Source organism: Halomonas caseinilytica, from assembly GCF_001662285.1.
Classification (GTDB): Bacteria; Pseudomonadota; Gammaproteobacteria; order Pseudomonadales; family Halomonadaceae; genus Halomonas; species Halomonas caseinilytica.
Genome location: NZ_BDEO01000009.1, coordinates 108,738 through 126,777, shown reverse-complemented (window position 1 = coordinate 126,777; position 18,040 = coordinate 108,738). Strand labels below are relative to the sequence as shown.

11 protein-coding genes and 1 pseudogene are annotated in these 18,040 nt (G+C 61.9%); 7 read left to right on the top strand and 5 right to left on the bottom strand.

Annotated features, from left to right (window positions below):
• Positions 1-344 precede the first annotated feature (344 nt).
• The 5 genes from HSDC_RS11575 (at position 345) to HSDC_RS16710 (ending at position 5,205) form a co-directional block, all read left to right on the top strand.
• Positions 345-686 carry a DUF427 domain-containing protein gene (locus tag HSDC_RS11575; RefSeq protein ID WP_064700116.1) on the top strand — a complete coding sequence of 114 codons (342 nt, stop codon included), beginning with the start codon at positions 345-347 and terminating at the stop codon, positions 684-686.
• A 233-nt stretch (positions 687-919) separates the two neighbouring features.
• Positions 920-3,064 carry a KAP family P-loop NTPase fold protein gene (locus HSDC_RS16455; RefSeq protein ID WP_073292173.1) on the top strand — a complete coding sequence of 715 codons (2,145 nt, stop codon included), beginning with the start codon at positions 920-922 and terminating at the stop codon, positions 3,062-3,064.
• Between the two features lie 121 nt (positions 3,065-3,185).
• Entirely contained in the window at positions 3,186-4,220 is a 1,035-nt protein-coding gene (locus HSDC_RS16720) for a CBASS cGAMP synthase (RefSeq protein WP_137055284.1), read from the top strand.
• Complete coding sequence (locus HSDC_RS16715; protein ID WP_137055282.1) at positions 4,217-4,546, top strand: nucleotide-binding domain-containing protein; 330 nt, start codon at positions 4,217-4,219, stop codon at positions 4,544-4,546. Before HSDC_RS16720 ends, HSDC_RS16715 begins: the two co-directional genes overlap by 4 nt.
• A 2-nt stretch (positions 4,547-4,548) precedes the next feature.
• On the top strand, positions 4,549-5,205 hold the full coding sequence (locus tag HSDC_RS16710) for a Cap15 family cyclic dinucleotide receptor domain-containing protein (RefSeq protein WP_137055280.1): 657 nt from the start codon (positions 4,549-4,551) through the stop codon (positions 5,203-5,205).
• 137 nt (positions 5,206-5,342) lie between these two features.
• Here the strand turns inward: HSDC_RS16710 and HSDC_RS16975 are convergent.
• A pseudogene (locus HSDC_RS16975) lies at positions 5,343-5,596 on the bottom strand (ATP-binding domain-containing protein); the annotation flags it as partial.
• 100 nt (positions 5,597-5,696) lie between these two features.
• Between HSDC_RS16975 and HSDC_RS11555 the strand changes: the two are divergent.
• Positions 5,697-6,194, top strand: a complete 498-nt coding sequence (locus HSDC_RS11555) for a hypothetical protein (protein ID WP_064700112.1) — start codon at positions 5,697-5,699, stop codon at positions 6,192-6,194.
• A 39-nt stretch (positions 6,195-6,233) separates the two neighbouring features.
• Here the strand turns inward: HSDC_RS11555 and recD are convergent, their stop codons facing one another.
• From recD to recC, 3 genes are read right to left on the bottom strand one after another with little or no spacing between them, the layout of a single operon-like run.
• Positions 6,234-8,405: an exodeoxyribonuclease V subunit alpha gene (gene recD, locus HSDC_RS11550; protein ID WP_064700111.1), complete on the bottom strand. Its 2,172-nt coding sequence runs from the start codon at positions 8,403-8,405 to the stop codon at positions 6,234-6,236.
• Positions 8,402-12,334 carry an exodeoxyribonuclease V subunit beta gene (gene recB, locus HSDC_RS11545; protein ID WP_064700110.1) on the bottom strand — a complete coding sequence of 1,311 codons (3,933 nt, stop codon included), beginning with the start codon at positions 12,332-12,334 and terminating at the stop codon, positions 8,402-8,404. Before recB ends, recD begins: the two co-directional genes overlap by 4 nt.
• Complete coding sequence (recC, locus tag HSDC_RS11540; RefSeq protein ID WP_064700109.1) at positions 12,331-16,029, bottom strand: exodeoxyribonuclease V subunit gamma; 3,699 nt, start codon at positions 16,027-16,029, stop codon at positions 12,331-12,333. The genes recB and recC overlap by 4 nt, the downstream gene beginning before the upstream one ends.
• 132 nt (positions 16,030-16,161) lie before the next feature.
• Between recC and HSDC_RS11535 the strand changes: the two genes are divergently transcribed.
• Positions 16,162-16,650 carry a metallophosphoesterase family protein gene (locus HSDC_RS11535; RefSeq protein ID WP_064700108.1) on the top strand — a complete coding sequence of 163 codons (489 nt, stop codon included), beginning with the start codon at positions 16,162-16,164 and terminating at the stop codon, positions 16,648-16,650.
• A 54-nt stretch (positions 16,651-16,704) separates the two neighbouring features.
• Here HSDC_RS11535 and HSDC_RS11530 read toward each other — a convergent pair whose 3' ends face one another.
• Positions 16,705-18,015 carry an arsenic transporter gene (locus HSDC_RS11530; RefSeq protein ID WP_064700107.1) on the bottom strand — a complete coding sequence of 437 codons (1,311 nt, stop codon included), beginning with the start codon at positions 18,013-18,015 and terminating at the stop codon, positions 16,705-16,707.
• Positions 18,016-18,040: the final 25 nt, after the last annotated feature.

Genomic DNA, 18,040 nt, shown 5'->3' with positions numbered 1-18,040 from the left:
CCCCACGCCGGTCATGAAGGGAACGAAATGCTCCCTGAGATGCGGGCCGTATTCAGCGTCCGCCGCCATCACGAAGAGAACGGAGCGACCGCCCAGCTCTGTTAGCGGTACCGGTGTGCGTGGTGTATCGCTCATCCCGAGAGTCTCCCGCAGCTCGTCAATGCCATCATCATGGCGGGAGGCAGCGTTAGCGCCAAGCGCTGAGTAGCCTAGCTGGTGCTGGTTTGGATGTTCTGCGTAGGCAGACGTGGATTAATGGTTGAAGCCGAAAATGTCGCCAAACGGTGACATTCTGTATCCCCCCTTCTAGGCTGACTGATAACCCAACCGGCAAGAGACTGCTGATGGCCAATCTCACCGCCTCTCGCATCACCTTGCACCCGCATGCACGCAGGGGACGGATATATCATTGCGACATTTTGCTCGCCGATGCCCGAGACGGCATTGAACTTCATGAGAAAGACTATCCACAGCGTCAATATATCCCGAAAGCGGATGTGGATATGTCAAGGTTCACTGTCTCCACCACCGTGACCCACTGCCCTTTCAAGGGCGAGAGCACCTACTACTCGCTGCCCTATATCGCCGATGAGGCTTGGAGCTATGAGCATCCTCTCGGCGAGATGGCGGCCATTGCCGGCCGGCTGGCTTTTGACTCGAATAAAGTAACGGAGCTTGTGAAGTGACGTCCGCTATCGACCCAAAGCCGACACGTGGGCAGGTCCGGCTGGCACGGCGATCTGTGTTATGCAGCTGGCGCGATGATCGGTGTTATGTGGCCGAGCTATACTTAATTTTAATATATTTCAGTGCTTTAGGGGCTCTGCATGCGAGCGGTATAACATTCTTGAACGCGCGCGCTCGTTCAAGTCAATAAACGAGCGCACTGTCTAATACCTGTTAGGCAACCGAGTTACCTATGAACTGGATTCGTAGTTTATTTAAGAAAAAGAATGTCGACAGGGTGCCGTCAAGTACATCCCAACTTGATCAGAAAATAGTTCGTCTTAGTGTAGACAACCCAATCACAAAACCGGAAGATGATGCGCTTGGGCGCCTTAAGCCCGCTTCTTCATTTGCCACGCAAATTTTATCCCTAGACGCAAGTGAAGGGGTTGCGGTTGGTGTCTTGGGGGCGTGGGGGGCGGGAAAGACTTCATTTGTCAATCTAGCTCAAGGCTTGCTTGAAAAATCAGGTGTAACCGTACTTGAGTTCAATCCGTGGATGTTTAGCGGAGCGGATCAACTTGTGCAATCGTTTTTTATAGAACTATCTGCGCAGCTGAAGATTCAACCCGGAATGGCTGAGGTCGGCGAACGAATCGAGGAGTATGGAGAATCCTTCTCAGGTCTTGGATGGTTGCCGCTCGTAGGGCCATGGATCGAGCGTGGGCGAGTGGTGACTGATATTCTTGCGAAGTCTCTTCAACGCAAAAAAGAGGGCGTGAAAGCTAGCCAATCAAGAGTTCGAGACGCTCTCAAAAAGTTAAATAATCCGATAGTTGTTGTTTTGGATGATATCGACCGACTATCCACGCCGGAAATACGGGACGTATTCAAACTAGTGAGGCTTACTGCAAACTTTCCGAACATCATCTATTTATTAGCTTTCGATCGTTACCGCGTAGAGCAAGCCCTGGGTGAACAGGGTGTTCCTGGGCGTGACTATCTTGAGAAGATATTGCAAATAGGGGTCGATCTCCCGGCAGTCCCTGATCACGTCTTAAATTCGCAAATCTTTAAGGCAATTGATGGCGCGCTTGAAGACGTAGAAAAGCCAGGTTACTTCGATTCTGAACTTTGGCCTGATGTGTTTATGGAAGTCATTCAACCCCTCATAAGAAACATGAGGGATGTTCGGCGGTATGCAGCTTCTATTCATGGAACAGTTCGGGATTTAGAAGGGCAAGTTGCATTGGTTGATATATTGGCGTTAGAAGCGATTCGTGTTTTCCTGCCCGACGTATTCCATAGACTGCGCCTAACGGTGGATGGCCTTACGGCAACAGCGAATGGTTTCGGAGCTCGTGAAGAGCCGCCGCACTTAAAGGAACAGGTCGAGATTTTAGTGGAGGCTGGTGGTGATCAAAGGGAGTGTGTTCGGAATTTGATTCGCCAGTTGTTTCCTGGTGGCGAGCGACACTTAGGAGGAATGCACTATGGAGGAGATTGGAAGAGCAGGTGGCTGCGTGAAAGGCGTGTAGCCCATGAGGATGTACTCCGCTATTATTTGGAGCGTGTCATTGGGGAACAGCTACAGGCCTTCTCGGATGCAGAGGGTGCATGGGAAATAATAACTGACAAAACCGCATTCTCTCGCTATCTCGATTCGCTGCCGATAGAGCGAGTACAGGATGTGATCTCGTCACTTGAAGTATACGAGGATAAGTTCGATGCAGAGCATGTAGTTCCTGGGGCGATAGTGCTACTTAATATCCTTCCCAAGCTTCCGGATCGACAGCTTGGAATGTTTGACCCGGATATAGGACTTATTGTTGGAAGGGTCGTATACCGTCTGGTCCGTGCACTGAAGGAGCCTGAAGCCATCGAAGAGGCAGTTAAAGAAATATTGCCTGAAGTTAAGCCTCTTTCTTCGAAGCAGAAAATAGTTACTATCGTTGGATATCGGGAAGGAGCCGGCCACAAGCTTGTTTCTGAGGCGGCTGCAGAGAGATTTGAAGCTGAAGTGCGCACTGAGGTTAGGGATGCTAGTCCTGAAGATCTGGCAAGAGATACGGACCTACTTAGGACGCTTTTGCTAACTAAAAGGGAAGCCGCTCCTGATGAGCCGGAGTTGAAAGTGCCCGACTCGCCTCAAGTGACATACGCACTACTAAAAAGTGCGAGAAGTGAAGTAAGAAGTCAGTCAATGGGCAGTCGTGCTGTCCGTCGTAAACCACGACTGGCATGGGATGTATTGACTGAGGTTTACAACGGTGAGGATAAACTGCGAGAGCAGATCGAGGTGCTGAAAGCTTCTCCACCTGAGGACGTAGGTGATTTGCTTGAGCTCGCGGATAAGTATCTTTCTGGATGGAGACCAAAAGAATTCGATGATGACTAGTATCCGGAATGGTTTGCCTAACCATGCCATGCACCGGATGCCAAATCCTCCGCTTCGCTCCGGTTTTGCCACCGGGCGTTAACTATCCGGCGCGTGGATGTAAGCATAGGGAGTTAAATTTATGGGATTAAGTGCCAGGCTGTTCTTTGACAATAATGAAGCTGAAACACTCTTTACACGTATATCGTTGACGCCTGAGCAGTTAGAAGACGCCAGAGCGAAGAAAGATAAACTGCTTGAGTTGTTTAAACCCGAACTTGCTGCATCGCTAGAGGTTACAGTAAAACACTGGCTCCAAGGATCGTATAAAAATCATACTCTTATAAGGCCTATGCAAAAGGGCGATGAATTTGATATTGATGTTGGAGTATATGTTTTGTGTGACGCAGAAGATGAGGGGTTATCTGCTTTAGAAGTAAAACAGCTAAATCGAAATATACTTGAGTGGTATGTGTCGAATAGACCAGAAGCCAAGGTTGGAGAAAGTAAAACGAGCTGTGAGCGATTGATTTACCCTTCATCTTTCCACATTGATATACCTATTTACTATTACGATTTTGAAACCGATACCTGTAAGCTAGCAATTGAGTCGGACGAGTGGGTTGATAGTGACCCCAAAGTTCTTCAAGACTGGTTTAATAAAAAAGTATCAGGCCTTACTCCGAAATCTTTGGCTCAGCTTAGAAGGATAATTAAGTATCTGAAAGCATGGGCGCTAATTAAGGGTAAAGAAGACGGAGTTAAAATTCCATCAATCGCCATTACTGCACTAGTAGCAGAGAAATATGTTGAAGCGGACGATGACGATGATGCCTTCATTCAAACCGCTGTAAATGTCGCGAGTTATATCATCTCAAATGACACCTTAAACAACCCATGTAATGGTGGGGATTTGTTTGAATTTAAAGGTGATGAATATGAACAAATAAAAAGTAGAGTAATAGCATTAAAAAACTCCTGCGAGTTTATCGATAAGTCAGAGGATAGCCTTCAGCAATACGTTTTGTGGGGTGCAACATTTGAGCACATGTTCCCTCCCTTTGCTGAAAGGATTGACGAAGTGTCAAAGAAAACAAATCTTCCCGCAATAACAGTGCCACCTAAAATTAATGTTCGTCACCTCGAAAAAATGGAAAGTTACTTTCTAGTAAAGTGACAGATGAGGTAAGAGTTTTTCGTGATGAAGAGCTTTATTTTTCAATTGACAACAAGACAGATTATAGCGAAACCGCCGAGGTTCATTGGATCGTTCGTAATCAAGATGCAGAAGCAAAAAGGGTCAATGATCTTGGCCACACTTCGGTACTTTCAGTTAGCGATGAACGATACGAGGGTTGTAGTTATGGTGGTACACATTATATGGAATGCCTGGTTCTGGAAAATAACAAAATAAAAGGTATGGGGGTAGTGAAGGTTCGCATCACTGGCTTTTCTCGTCCTTTAAGAAACCCACCGAAGAAAAAGTATTACAAAGGTAGATAGATATGTGGAGAGTATTTCCGAAACTTGGGCTATTAAAAGTATTGCTCGTAACCTTTTCAGCCCTATTTCTATCGGCTTTGATCTTATTGTTGGGCCCTGACGATGGCGCCATTTCTTGGGATAGCTTTGGGGATGCTTTTAAGCTTGCGACACCGATTGCGCTTATATTCATCGCGATTATTTTTGTTATCGGCAGGTGGGGATGGTTGGTTTTTTGGAAGTCTCCATTTCTTGGGGAGGTTTTACATAAAGCGGTATGTCCAAACCTCAACGGGAAGTGGCTTGGCGAGGTGCACTCAAATTACACCGACGAAAGTGGAAACAACGCCGTAAAGGAAGTTGAGCTAACCATTAAGGCAGATTTATTTGGATTTAATTTGGCCTTGAGATCATTGGATGGTTATCAAGAAAGCAAGGTGATACAAAGTGAGCTTTATCGAGATCCTCGTAGCGGAACTTTCTATTTGAGTTATATTTTTGAGGCGTCGGTTCCGGTTCCAGAAGAAACAGATGATAGACTCTTTGAGGGGGCGGCCAAACTTGAGATAATAATTAATGAGGCAGATACAGTCTTAAAAGGAACGTATTGGACAAATAGAGCGTGGCAACGAGGGATGAACACGGCCGGACTAATTACAATGAAGAAGAAAAACAGTTAACCAGTGGCTGCTGGGGACTGCATTACGCTCTACTCCATGCAGCCCCAGAGCCAGACGTTACATCAGGGAAGACTTAATGGCCGCTCCTGGCCGAAAGCTGATCTCCTATGTGGCTTGCATCAGCGAGCCGATGCTCATCAACTCCCCAACCCACTCACCCTCATCACTCTCCGCTGCGCGGCGTCCAGTAGTTGCCCCCGGCCGGTTTCCACTAGCGTCAGACAGTGGCGGGCGCGGGTGATGCCAGTGTAGACGAGTTCCCTTGTGAGAATCGGGTTGGGGCGTTGGGGAGTACCAGGGTGGTGTGGGTGAACTCCGAGCCCTGGGACTTGCGTATCACCACCGCGAACTCTGTCTCCACCGTTTGCAGCCGTGAGGTTTGTACCCACTTGGTGTAAATTTGGCATTTCATAAAAAGTATATTGTCCAGGGGGCTGTGGCTAATGTCCGCGATATTGTGAACTTTTTATTGCCGCCAAAGGAGGCTCAGGTTGGAGCAGCACTTCATCCATTCATCATATCGGGAACGCTTGATTGAATATCTATTCGTCGGTGAACTGCTCAAGCATTCCTGGCTGAAGAGAGGCTGTAAGCTCGAAGTTGCAAGGCCGGAAGTCGACAACAGCGGATACGATATAATCGCTGAGGAGAATGGAGTAATCCGACATCTACAGCTCAAGGCTTCCAGTCGAGAGGCGAGAACCGGCAAGCAGAATGTGCACACAGCATTGGGTATCAAGCCGTCAGGTGTAGTGGTTTGGATTCAGTTCGATGCTGAGACGCTAGAGCTAGGGCCATTCCTGATCTTCGGCGACTCACCGGGAAACCCGCTTCCTGATCTCTCGGGGTTCAAGGTAGCGAGGCACACCAAGGGCAATGCAGAAGGTATTAAGGCTGAGCGCCATACGATTCGTGTAGTCCCCAAAAGCCATTTCACCAAGTATGAAAGTGCCGTGGCGGTCTACGAAGCGCTGTTCGGCACCCCGTAAGCCTCGCTCACACGCCTTGCCGCTTGCGAGGCGCTTTTATCAACTCCCCAACCCACTCACCCTTATCACTCTCCGCTGCGCGGCGTCCAGTAGTTGCCCTCGGCCGGTTTCCACCAGTGTCAGCCAGTGGCGGGCGCGGGTGATGCCGGTGTAGACGAGCTCCCTTGTGAGAATCGGGTTGGGGGCGTCGGGGAGTATCAGGGCGGCGTGGGTGAATTCCGAGCCTTGGGATTTGTGTACGGTCATGGCGAACACGGTTTCCACGGCTTGCAGGCGTGAGGGCAGTACCCACTTGATGCGGTCGCTGCCGTCGCCGGCGGGGAAGGCGACGCGCAGCAGGCGTGGGTTGTTGTCGCTTGGGTTGGCATCGGGGCGCGGCATGGCCAGCGTGATGCCGATATCGCCGTTCATCAGCCCGAGGCCGTAGTCGTTCTTGGTCACCAGCACCGGGCGGCCGGGGTACCAGAGGTGGCGGCCGTCCTGGCTGTCGATCAGTCCTTCCTTTTCCAGTGCCTGACGCACGCGTTCGTTCAGGCCTTCCACGCCCCAGGGGCCGCGCCGCAAGGCGCACAGCAGTTGGAAGTGGCCGTGGGCTTCGAGCACTTTTCTGGCCCAGTCGTCGAAGGCCGTTTGATCGGCGTCGTCCGCCGGGCGTTGCTCGGCCATGATCGAGAGAAAGTGACGATAGCCGACCGGAGGCGTTCTGCTGGCGGCGGCGGTACTTGTCTCGGCCTTGGGAAAGCCTTCGGGATAGCCGGTCACCGTGAGGCGGGCCAGGCGGCGTTCGTCGTCCTTGGGCAGCTTCAGGTGCGAGAGGTCGGCGAAGCCGGCGCTGAGAGCCTGCTGAATCGCCCGGCGCTGCGCGGCGGGTTCGTTCGCTCGATCGAGCGGGGCGTTGATGGCGGCGGCCAGTTGGCCGATGCCGCTGTCGGCGGTGAAGCGGTGGCTGACGCGCAGCATGGCGATGCTCTGGTCGAGCGGCTGGCCGTCGGCGTCGAGATAGTCGCCGGGCAGCGTCTGGCCGGTGGCATCATTCAGCCAGTTGGCGGTGGCCGGGGTGTAGTGGCCGCCATCGGCGCGGGCGCAGAGGTCGCCGAGGATCGAGCCAGCTTCCACCGAGGCGAGCTGGTCCTTGTCGCCGAGCAGGATCAGCCGGGCATGGGGCGGCAGAGCTTCGAGCAGGGCGGCCATCATACCCACGTCGACCATCGAGGCTTCGTCGACCACCAGCACGTCGAGCGGCAGCGGGTTATGGCGGTCGTGGCGGAAGCGTCGTGTATCCGGGCGTGAGCCGAGCAGTCGGTGCAGTGTGGAAACGTCCTGCGGCACGGCCTTGTGGAGCCGTGCGGCGGGGCTTGTCTCGCCATCGCTCGGTGTCGTCTCGATCCCGGCCTGACTGGCCAGGGCGCCGAAGGGCAATTGGCCGACCTGGCCGGCGATGGATTCGTTGAGCCGGGCGGCGGCCTTGCCGGTGGGCGCGGCGAGGCGGATGCGCAGGGCGGGCTCGCCGGCGCCCAGGGTGAGGGCCTGGAGCAGGGCAAGCAGGCGCACCACGGTGGTGGTCTTGCCGGTGCCGGGGCCGCCGGTGATCACCGCGAAGCGCGAACGCGTGGCCAGGGCGCAGGCGGTCTTCTGCCAGTCGAGCTCGTCGCGGGGCGCGAAGAGGGTATCGAGCAGCGGCTGCAGGCTGGCGGCTTCCATGGTCGTTTCATCGACCGTGAGCCGCGCTGAGATCCGGCTGTGGATATCCTGCTCGTGCTGCCAGTAGCGGCGCATATACAGCCGGGGCCGTTCGGCATCGCCATCGAGCACCAGGGGCGTGGCGCCAGGGCCGTCGCCGACCAGCTCGGGCTGGTGCAGGGCGGCGCGCCAGGTGGCGACATCGAGCCCGGCCATCACCTGGCTGGGCAGCGGCGGCGGTTCTTCCAGGCTGTCGCCTTCGGGGGGCAGCGAGAGGGCGAGGTCCGGTGTCTCGAGGGTGAGGGCGAGGTCGAGGCAGACATGCCCGCGCCCGAGCTGGTGGCTGGCGAGTGCCGCCGCCAGCAGCAGTGCGGGTGAGGCCTCGCTTACCTCGCGACGCAGGAAATCGGCGAAGGCGCGGTCGAGCGAACGCAGCCAGCCGCGCGCCACCCAGCGCTCGAGCAGGGCGAACAGCGCTTCGTGATCGTCGAGGGCGCGCTCGGGGGAAAGAGTCGTGATATCCGGCGTCATGCGGCGGCCTCCTCGGCGTCGCGGAACAGGGCGTCGAGCCCTTCGATCAGTTCGCGGGATGGGCGCTCGGCATGCACGCCGCGTGAGGGCGCGCGGGTGCCGCGCAGGAAGACGTAGAGCGCGCCGCCCAGGTGGCGGTCGATGTCGTAGTCCGGCAGGCGGGAACGGAGTAGCCGGTGCAGGGCCAGCAGGTACAGGCAGTACTGCACGTCGTAGCGTTTCTCGAGCACCGCATCCATCATGGCCTCGGGCGAGTAGGCGGCGTCGTCTGCCCCCAGGTGGTTGGATTTCCAGTCGAGCACGTAATAGCGCCCCCGGTGTTCCGCCACCAGGTCGATGAAGCCCTTGAGCATGCCGTTGAGCCGATCGGGGTCGAGCGCCGGCCGGGGCCTTCCGCCGAGTGTGTGAGTGCTTACGAGGGCGTCCAGCCGGCGGGTGTCGACCCGGTGGGCGGCCAGCCAGAATTCCATCTCGATCTTGTAGCTGTCGAGCCGGTCGAGGCGCAGCGGGGTGTCGTCCGTGGCCGTCTCCGCTGGGCTGTCAGGTACCGGCAGTTCGGCGCTCAGCAGGCTGGGCAGCCATTCGGCGAGGGCGGGAATCTGGCTTTCCCAGCCGCGTCGGTTGGCGCGGCGGGCCAGGGTCTCGTCGCGCAGCTCGGCGTCCTCGGCGACACGGGCGAAGCCGTGCTGGCCGGCCCATTCCAGCAGGCCGTGGAGAAAGGTGCCCGCCGAGGGGCCGCGAGGAAATCTATGCAGTGAGCCCTCGCTCACCGCAGCGGCGCCGGCATCGTAGGGCTCGTCGATTACTTCCATCGCCGTGGCTTCGCCAGCGGTGGTGGGCTCCGGTGACGGCTCGGCCTCGACGCTGGTGGCGGATTCGGTGTCGTTATCCGGAGTGGCGCCGGTACGTAGTGCCGAGTAGCTGGCGATCCACCAGTGTTCGCGAATGGTGCGTTGCGGGCGGCGAGCCGGGGCCAGTGGCGCTTCGTCGTCGTCCGGCGGTACAGGCGTGGTGTCCACGTCGGGGGCGTCGCTGACGACGACCGTGGCGCCTTCGCTGCCATCATGAGCCGCGTCGTCGAGGGCTTCCAGCGCGGGGCGCAAGGCGTCGGGCGGCAGCGGTTGGCCGCCGGCGACGAGCCAGCCGATGGCCGAGTGCTCCAGGCCTTCCAGCGGGGCGAGGCCGAGCCAGGTGGCGTGCCGTGCCCGGGTCAGGGCGACGTAGAGCTTGCGCATGTCCTCGCTGAGCCGTTCGTGATCGGCGCGCTCGCGTATCGTCTCGTCGGCCTCCAGGGAGAGGTGCAGTCGGCCCTCGTCATCGTGCCAGCGCAGCGGCAGGTCGGTTTTCTTGGTCGGCCGGGCGGCGGCGATGAAGGGCAGGAAGACCAGCGGATACTCCAGCCCCTTGGACTTGTGGATGGTGACGACCTGGACGAGATCGGCGTCGCTCTCCAGGCGCAGGCGATGGGCCTCGCCCTGTTCCTGCGGCCGGGCGATGGCCTCGCGCAGGTGGCGCAGCAGGGCGTGCTCGCCGTCGAGCTCGTTGCTGGCTTGCTGGAGGAGTTCGCCGAGGTGCAAGAGGTCGGTCAGTCTCCTTTCCCCCTCGGGCACGGCCAGCAGCCGTCCTGGTACGCTGAAGTCGGCGAGGATCTGGTGAATCATCGGCAGCACGCCGCGCTGTCGCCATTGGCGGTGGTAGTCGCGGAACTGCATCACCCGCGCTTCCCAGGCCAGTTCGTCCTGCTGGTTGCCGCCGCTCATGGCGTCCAGCTCGGCCAGCGTCAGGCCGAGGCTGGGGCTGGCCAGGGCGGCGCGCAGGGCGCGGTCGTCGTCGGGCGCGGCGCAGGCGGCTAGCCACAACTCCAGCTCGGCGGCGGCCTCGGTCTCGTACACGCCTTCCTTGTCGGAGAGGTAGACGCTGCGCACGCCGCGCTCGAGCAGCGCACGGCGGATGGCACGTGCCTCGCCGGCGTTGTTGACCAGCACGGCAAGATCTGACGGCGCCAGGGGGCGGAAATCCTCGCCTTCGGTGAAGCCGGTTCGGCCGGCCTGGCCTTCGCGGAGCAGTGCGGCCATCTGGCTGGCGCAGCGCGCGGCCAGCTCCCGCAGGTAGGCGGATTTCGACAGCGGCGTCTCGGCGTCGACGTGCCAGAGAGTCAGGGCTGCCTGGGGCGCGCCGTCGCGGGTCAGTGAGTCCTTGCGTCCCTTGGCGCTGACGGGCTGAAAGGGAACGGGATCTTCTCCGCCCTGGCGGAACAGGAAGGCGCCGCCTTCGTTGTGTGCCTCGGCGTATTCGAATACGCGGTTGACCGCGGCGACCATGTTGGCGGCGGAGCGGAAGTTGGTGCCGAGGGTGACGTGGCGACCGACGGTGTCGCGCCGGGCCTGGAGATAGGTGTGAATATCGGCGCCGCGAAAGGCGTAGATGGCCTGCTTGGGGTCGCCGATCAGCAGTACGGCGCTCTTTTCAGCGCCCGAAGCCGCGCTCTTTTCAGCGCCCGATGCCGCGCTCATTTCACTGTCATCAACGACGCCACGGTTCTCGGCGAGTCGATAGACATGGTCGAACAGCCGATACTGAACCGGGTCGGTGTCCTGGAACTCGTCGACCAGCGCCACCGGGAACTGGGCGCGGATACGCGAGGCCAGGGTCTCGCCGGCCTCGCCCTGGAAGGCTGCATCGAGCCGGTGCAGCAGGTCGTCGGGGCCGAGCTCGGCGCGGCGGCGCTGGACTGTCTCGCGGCGCCGCGCCATCCAGTGAACGGCGTGGGAGAGCAGGTCGGCGAAGGGCTCGGGCAGTTCGGCCAGGCGGTCGCGCAGTTCGACCAGGGCGTCCAGGGCGGGATGCGTCGGCGGCGGGCCTTCCTTCCAGATCTCGGCCAGGCCCTCCGGCGTCAGGCGTTTCCAGGCGGCATCGGTGAGATCGGGCGTCACGGCCTCGGGGTCACTGGCCCAGTCGCGCAGCTTGTTGAGCCAGTTGGCGCGGTTCTTGGCGTTGAGCTTCTGGCCATTGAACGCCTTGCGGGCGGCGGCGTCGTCGAGCAGCGCTTCCAGTTCGTCGACCCAGGCCGGCCAGGGCGCCTTGAGTTCGCCGAGGATGCGTTCGCGCTCGGCCCGGGCGTTGGCCAGCGTCTCGGCCGGCGGTGGCGCCTCGGGCAGGGCGGCGGCGTGGACCCGCAGGCGGCCGACGGCCTCGTTGAGGGCGTCCGGCGAAGCCCAGTGCTGGGTGATCACGCCCAGGGCCTCGGGGTCGAGGGCGTAGTAGAAGGTTCGCCAGTAGTCCCGGGCGATCTCCTGATCCATCGCCGACTGGTCGAGTTCCATGGTCAGGGCGAACAGGCTGCCGCTGTCGAAGGCGTGCTCGCGCAACATGCGATGGCACCAGGCGTGGATGGTGGAGACGGCGGCCTCGTCCATCCATTCGGCGGCCAGGCGCAGGCGGCGGGCGCAGGCCGGCCAGCTTTCCCGGGGGTAGCTGTCGCGCAGGGCGAGCAGCGGGTCCGCGGGGCGCTCGGCGGCGGAGGCGCTGCCGGGCGCTGGCTCTGCCGAACTCTGTGGCTCGGCGAAGAGGTCGGGGGTGGTGTTCCGGGACGGACTTCCTTCAAGGCCTGCTCCAGGCGCCCCTTCGGCGCCTTTCCCCACCGCGCTGGTATCGGCCTGAAAGGCGTCGGCGGCTTCGACGAGCCGGGCGCGGATGCGTTCGCGCAGTTCTTGGGTGGCGGCGTTGGTGAAGGTTACCACCAGGATTTCCGGTGGCGTCAGTGGTCGGGGAAAGGCCGCGGTGTCGTCGGCGTCGCGCGGACCGAGCACCAGCCGCAGGTAGAGCAGGGCAATGGTGAAGGTCTTGCCGGTGCCGGCGCTGGCCTCGATCAGGCGGCTGCCGGGCAGCGGCAGGTGAATCGGGTCCAGGTTGGGGGCGTGTTCGCTCATGACTTGTCTCCCCTCGGCTGGCGCTTTGCGGTGCCCGACATCTGCTTCTGGGTGATCTTCACCATATAGTGCAGCGGCCCGTAGAGGCGTTCGGCCAGTTCGCCGAAGTGTCGGCCGGCGGCCTGGTGGCGGGCCAGCTCGTCGAAGTCGCGCCACTGTCGGGCCAGATAGGCGTCGTGGCTGAGTTCGCCGCCCTGGTGGTCGTTGCCTTCCAGGGTCTGGACGGCAGCCTTGGCGGCCTTGAGATCGGTTTCTTCGGCGTTCTCCGCGTCGCCCAGGTAGCGCTCGACCCCGCTGGCGTCGCCGCCTTTCTCGATCCAGGCGAAGGCGGTGTCGCGGGCCAGCGGCAGCGGCGCGGTCATGCCGGCCTGCCAGGCCGAGGCGATGGCGGTCAGCCGGGCGCGGGCTTCGTCTGCGGGCAGCGGATACAGCGTGCCCTCGCCGGCCCGGGAGCGCAGCTCGGTGATCATCGGGCCGACGGCGATCTGGGCGGCCAGATGCTCGACCCAGGGTGTCAGCCAGTGTTTCCAGTTGTACTTGCTCTGATTGATCAGGCTGCTGGTGAGCAGCAGCAGGCGGCAGGTTTCGCCCTGGTCGTTCTCGCGCAGCTCGCCGAGCCAGTCCTCCACGGCCAGTTCGCCGCCGTCGGCGTCCAGCGAGAGCGAGACCGGCGCCGGCATCGGCCGGGCGTGGGGCCAGGCGTCGAGCAGTTCGGCGTATTTGGCGAACAGCTCGTCCAGGGGCGCGACGAGGTCCTCGCGCATGCGTTGGGCGAAGCCGCCCATGGCCAGCCGGCCCTCGCGCTCGAGCCGCGCCAGGGTCTCGTCGACGACGGGCATGGGCGGCTCGCTGGCTTCCACGGCGCGTCGCCCGGCGCCGATCAACTCGTTCTGGAGTTGCCAGTGGGCCAGGCCGTCGAGGTCGAAGGGCTCGTGGTCGGGGCTTTCGGCAGCCTCGCGCTCTAGGTACACGCCGAGCCGGGTGTTGAAGAAGGCCTTGACCGGGTCCTTGAGGAAGGCGCCGAGTTGCTTGAGCGTCAGCGGGGTTTCCTGGGCCATGGGGAGCAAGGTGGGGGCGCTCGCACCGCTGGTGGAACTTGTGGCGTTTGTCGGCGTGGTCGTTGAGTCGCGTCCCTTGGCGCTCTGCGGTGCATGAATCGCCCGCCATTCATGGGCATAGGTGAACAGCCCCTGGCCGGCGGTGGCGTCGGGGCGGTGGGGCTGGCGGAAGTAGGTGCGGCTGAAGGGCTGCAGCGGGTGCTCGGTGGTCAGGGCATCGAGCAGCGCCTGGCCGTCGCCTGCCTGTTCATCCGCTGCGTGCCCGGCCAGGCGCCAGCCGTCGGCGATATGGTCGCGCAACTGGCCGAGCAGCACCGAGGGCGGCTGTAGGGCGTTGTCGTGAATGCTGCGGCCGACCCAACTGATCATCAGCCGCTCGCGTGCCGAGAGTAGCGCCTCGAGGAACAGGTAGCGGTCGTCCTCGCGGCGCGAGCGGTCGCCGGGACGGTAGTCGTGGCCCATCAGGTCGATGTCCAGCGGGCGCTGGGTGCGCGGGTAGTCGCCGTCGTTCATGCCCAGCAGGCAGACGTGGCGGAAGGGAATGGCGCGCATCGGCATCAGGGTGGCGATGTTCACCGCGCCGGCCAGGAAGCGCTGGGAGAGGTTGTTGCCGTCGATCTGGCCGAGCCAGTGCTCGCGTACCACCGAGAGCGGCAGGGGCTCCTCGAGGCCGGCATCCTCGGTGGTGTCGCGCCATTCGTCGAGCAGTTCCTCGAGCCGGGTCAGGGTGGTGAGATCGGCTTCGTCGGCGGCGCTGAAGCAGTCGGCGAGCAGCTCGCGCAAGCGCTGGCACCAAGTGGCTACGTCGGCGGGCTCGCTCAGGCGGCGCCAGAGAGTGTCCAGGGTATCGAGCAGATCCACCAGCGGGCCGGCCAGCGCGGCTTCCAGGCCGCCGATGTCGCCGAACGGCTCAATGCCGTGCCAGGGGCCGTCGGCGTTGTCGCCCACCGCATAACCAAGCAACAGGCGGCGCAGGCCGAAGACCCAGGTGTTGGCGGTGAGCCCGTCGGGCAGGTCGAGGCGGGCACGCTGGTCGGCGCTGAGTCCCCAGCGAATGCCGGCGCCTTCGATCCAGCGGCGCAGTACCGGCAGGGCCTCGGCGTCGAGCCCGAAGCGCTGGCGCAGGGCGGGCACTTCGAGCAGGTCAAGCAGCTCGCCCACGCTGAGCCGCGATTCGGGCAGGTGCAGTAGCGCCTCCAGGGCGATCAGCAGCGGCTGGCGGTGGCGGCTGGTCTGGTCGGAGAGCGTGAAGGGAATATGGCGCGGATCGTCCGGTGCCAATCGCCCGAACACCGCCTGAACGGCGGCGGTGTAGGTGTCGATGTCGGGCACCATGACCAGGATGTCGCGGGGCTTGAGGCTCGGGTCGGCGTCGAAGGCGGCCAGCAACTGATCATGGAGGATCTCGACCTCGCGCAGGGCGCTGTGGGCGACATGGAAGCGCAGGCTGGTGTCGCGCTCCGGGTCGACGGCCGGCCAGGTGTCGCGGGTCTCGCTCGGCGGGCGCAGCTCGAGGATGTCGTCCTGCAACTGCTGGAGCAGGCCGGGTGCGTCGCAGCCTTCCAGCGGCGACTCGAAGAGGTCGATGCGCAGCGACTCGGCCTCGAAGCGGGCTCGGTAGCTTTCCTGGTCGTCAAATTCGTCGAGCAGGCGCAGGTAGTCGCGGCCCTGCTTGCCCCAGGCGGCCAGCAGTGGCTGGGCGTGGAGGTGCAGTTGGGTGTCGTCCAGCTCGATGGGCATGCCGGGGCGGCGTTGCTGGCGCTTGCGTGCGGCACGCAGCAGGTCCTTGTGCTCTATGATGTCGGCCCAGTAGTGGCGACATGGGTTGTGCACGCAGAGCACCACCTGGCTGACCCGGGCGATGGCGGCCAGGGCCTCGAGGGTCTGGCGGGGCAGCGAGGAGATGCCGAACACCATGACACGACGCGGCAGGCCGGCAGGACGCGTCTCGGGGGTAAGTTCCTTGCAGGCTTCGAGAAAGCGGCTGTGCACCAGGGCACGGCTGGTGGCCAGCCCCGCCGCGCCGATGTCGTCGCGCAGGTAGCGCCACAGGGCGGGCTGCCAGCGCTGATCGTCGTCGAGCGGCCGGGCCTGGCCGCGGGCGTCGATGAGCTCGTCGCGGCCTTCCGCCCAGGCCGCCAGCCAGTCGGCGCGGTAGACCTGGTACTGGTCGAACAGATCGGCCAGGCGCTCGGCGAGCTGGTGGCGCTTGCGCAGGTCGTCGTCATCGGCCAGAAAGCGCGCCAGCGGGGCGAACAGCGGGTCGTCGAGCAGGGCGGGCAGCAGGCGCATCAGCCGCCAGATCAGCCGGGGCTTGTCGAGCGGCGACTCCGGCGGCACGGCACCCTCGCCCTCGCGATGCACCAGCACGCTGCGGTAGGCCTGCCACAGGAAGCGCGCCGGCAGGGTGACGTCGAGCGCCGCCGCCACGCCGCTGCCCTGCGGATCATCGGCGGCCAGGGCGAGCTTGAGCCACTGGCTGATGCCGTTGCTCTGCACCAGGATGGTTTCGTCTTCCAGCGGCGTCAGCGGATGACTGCGCATCCAGGTCACCGCCAGGTCGCGCAGGTCCTCCAGGCGATTGCCATGCACCACCATGAAGCCGGGTTGCAGGGTGGTGTCGGATGTGGCGAGCATGGCAGTTCCTTCGCGGCGGCGAGCATGCCTTCATGGTGCCGCAAATCGGTGGCGGTATAAATGTGGTGGTTGCTGGTCAAGGACAATCACTGGCGTCAAGCATGGGACTGCGTGCATCACGGGAGCTGGCGCATGAACACCGAACGTTTCGAATGCGACGCGCCGGTCGGGGTGATCGCCGACACTCACGGCACACTGCGCGACGAGGCGCTGACGATGCTCGAGGGTTGCGGGCTGATCCTGCACCTCGGCGATGTGGGCAGCCGCGATGAGGATGCGGCGATACTCGAGCGGTTGGCCGAGCTGGCGCCGGTCCATACGGTGCGGGGCAACGTCGACACCGCGGCCTGGGCCGAGCGGCTGCCCTGGCATCTCGATCTGGTGGTCAACGGCTGGCGTCTGCACCTGGTGCACGACATCGCCGACTTCGCTAGTGCCACTTCCTGCGACGCCGGGCTGCATGGCCACTCCCACAAGGCGCGCAACGAGTGGCGTGACGGCCGGCTGCTGTTCAATCCCGGCGGCGCCGGCCGCCGGCGTTTCTCCCTGCCATTGACGGTCGGCAAGCTGTGGGCCGACGAGGCCGCGCTGCGCGGCGCCATCCTGCATCTGCCGGTGTGAGCGCGACACGGCGGCGCTGCACTCCTGAGTCCGGGCGCTTCGGGCATGAACGATCTAGGGGGCCGGCAACACGGGCAGCCACAGTGCCAGGGCGAGCAGCGTGGCCAGCAGCACCGGCGGGGTGATGACCAACCCGACCTTCATGTACTGCCCCCAGCCGATGCGGTAGCCCTTGCCGGCCAGCACATGTAGCCAGAGCAGGGTGGCGAGGCTGCCGATGGGGGTGAACTTGGGCCCTAGGTCGTTGCCGATGACGTTGGCGTAGACCATCAACTGCTGAGTCTGCTGCGCGACATCCGCCTGGTCGATGGCCAGCGCGCCGATCAGCGTGGAAGGCATGTTGTTCATCAGTGAGGCCAGGATGGCGGAGGCGAAGCCGGTGCCGAGGGTCGCCACGATCGTGCCTTGCTGGCCCAACCACACCAGCACATTCGCCGCCCGGGCGGTCAGCCAGGCATTGCCCAGGCCATAGACCACCAGGTACATGCCCAGCGAGAACAGCACGATCTGCCAGGGAGCGTTGGCGATGACCTTGCGAAGCGGGATGACATGCAGATGTCCTGGCGTCAGCCATCGACCGGCGATGGCCATCAGCACGATGGCGGCCACGCCCATGATGGCAGCGAACGGGATCGGCCAGCGGGTCGTCAGGAACAGGGCGATCAGCAGCACGCCCAGCAGCGGAAAGGCGGCGCGAAAGACCTGGTGATCGCGAATCGCTGAGGCCGGTGCCTCGAGTCGCTCGACATCGTAGCGGGCGGGGATATCGCGGCGGAAGTACCAGCCCAGCACGACGAGGGTGGCGATCAGCGAGACCAGGTCGACCGGTACCATGATCTGGGCGTAGCGCGTGAAGCCGATATCGAAGTAGTTGGCGCTGACGATGTTGACCAGGTTGGAGATGATCAGCGGCAGGCTGGTCGAGTCGGCGACGAAGCCGGTGGCGATGATGAAGGCCAGAGCGGCCCCCGGGCTGAAATCGAGCCGCGCCAGGATGGCGATGACGATGGGCGTCAGCAGCAGGGCCGCGCCATCGTTGGCGAACAACGCCGCGATCATCGCGCCGAGCATCACGATCAGTGGAAACAGCAGGCGGCCACGGCCGTTGCCCCAGCGGGCGATATGCAGGGCGGCCCAGGCGAAAAAGCCCGCTTCGTCGAGGATCAGCGAGATGATGATCAGGGCGACGAAGGTGAAGGTAGCGTCCCAGACGATGTGCCAGACGGTATCCACATCGCCCCAGTCGACCACGCCGGTGGCCAGCGCCACCGCCGCGCCGCCCAGGGCGCTCCAACCGATACCCAGCCCTTTCGGCTGCCAGATGACCAGCACCAGCGTGGCCACGAAGATGGCGAAAGCCAGCATGTTCGATTCCCTTCTGTCGGCGATC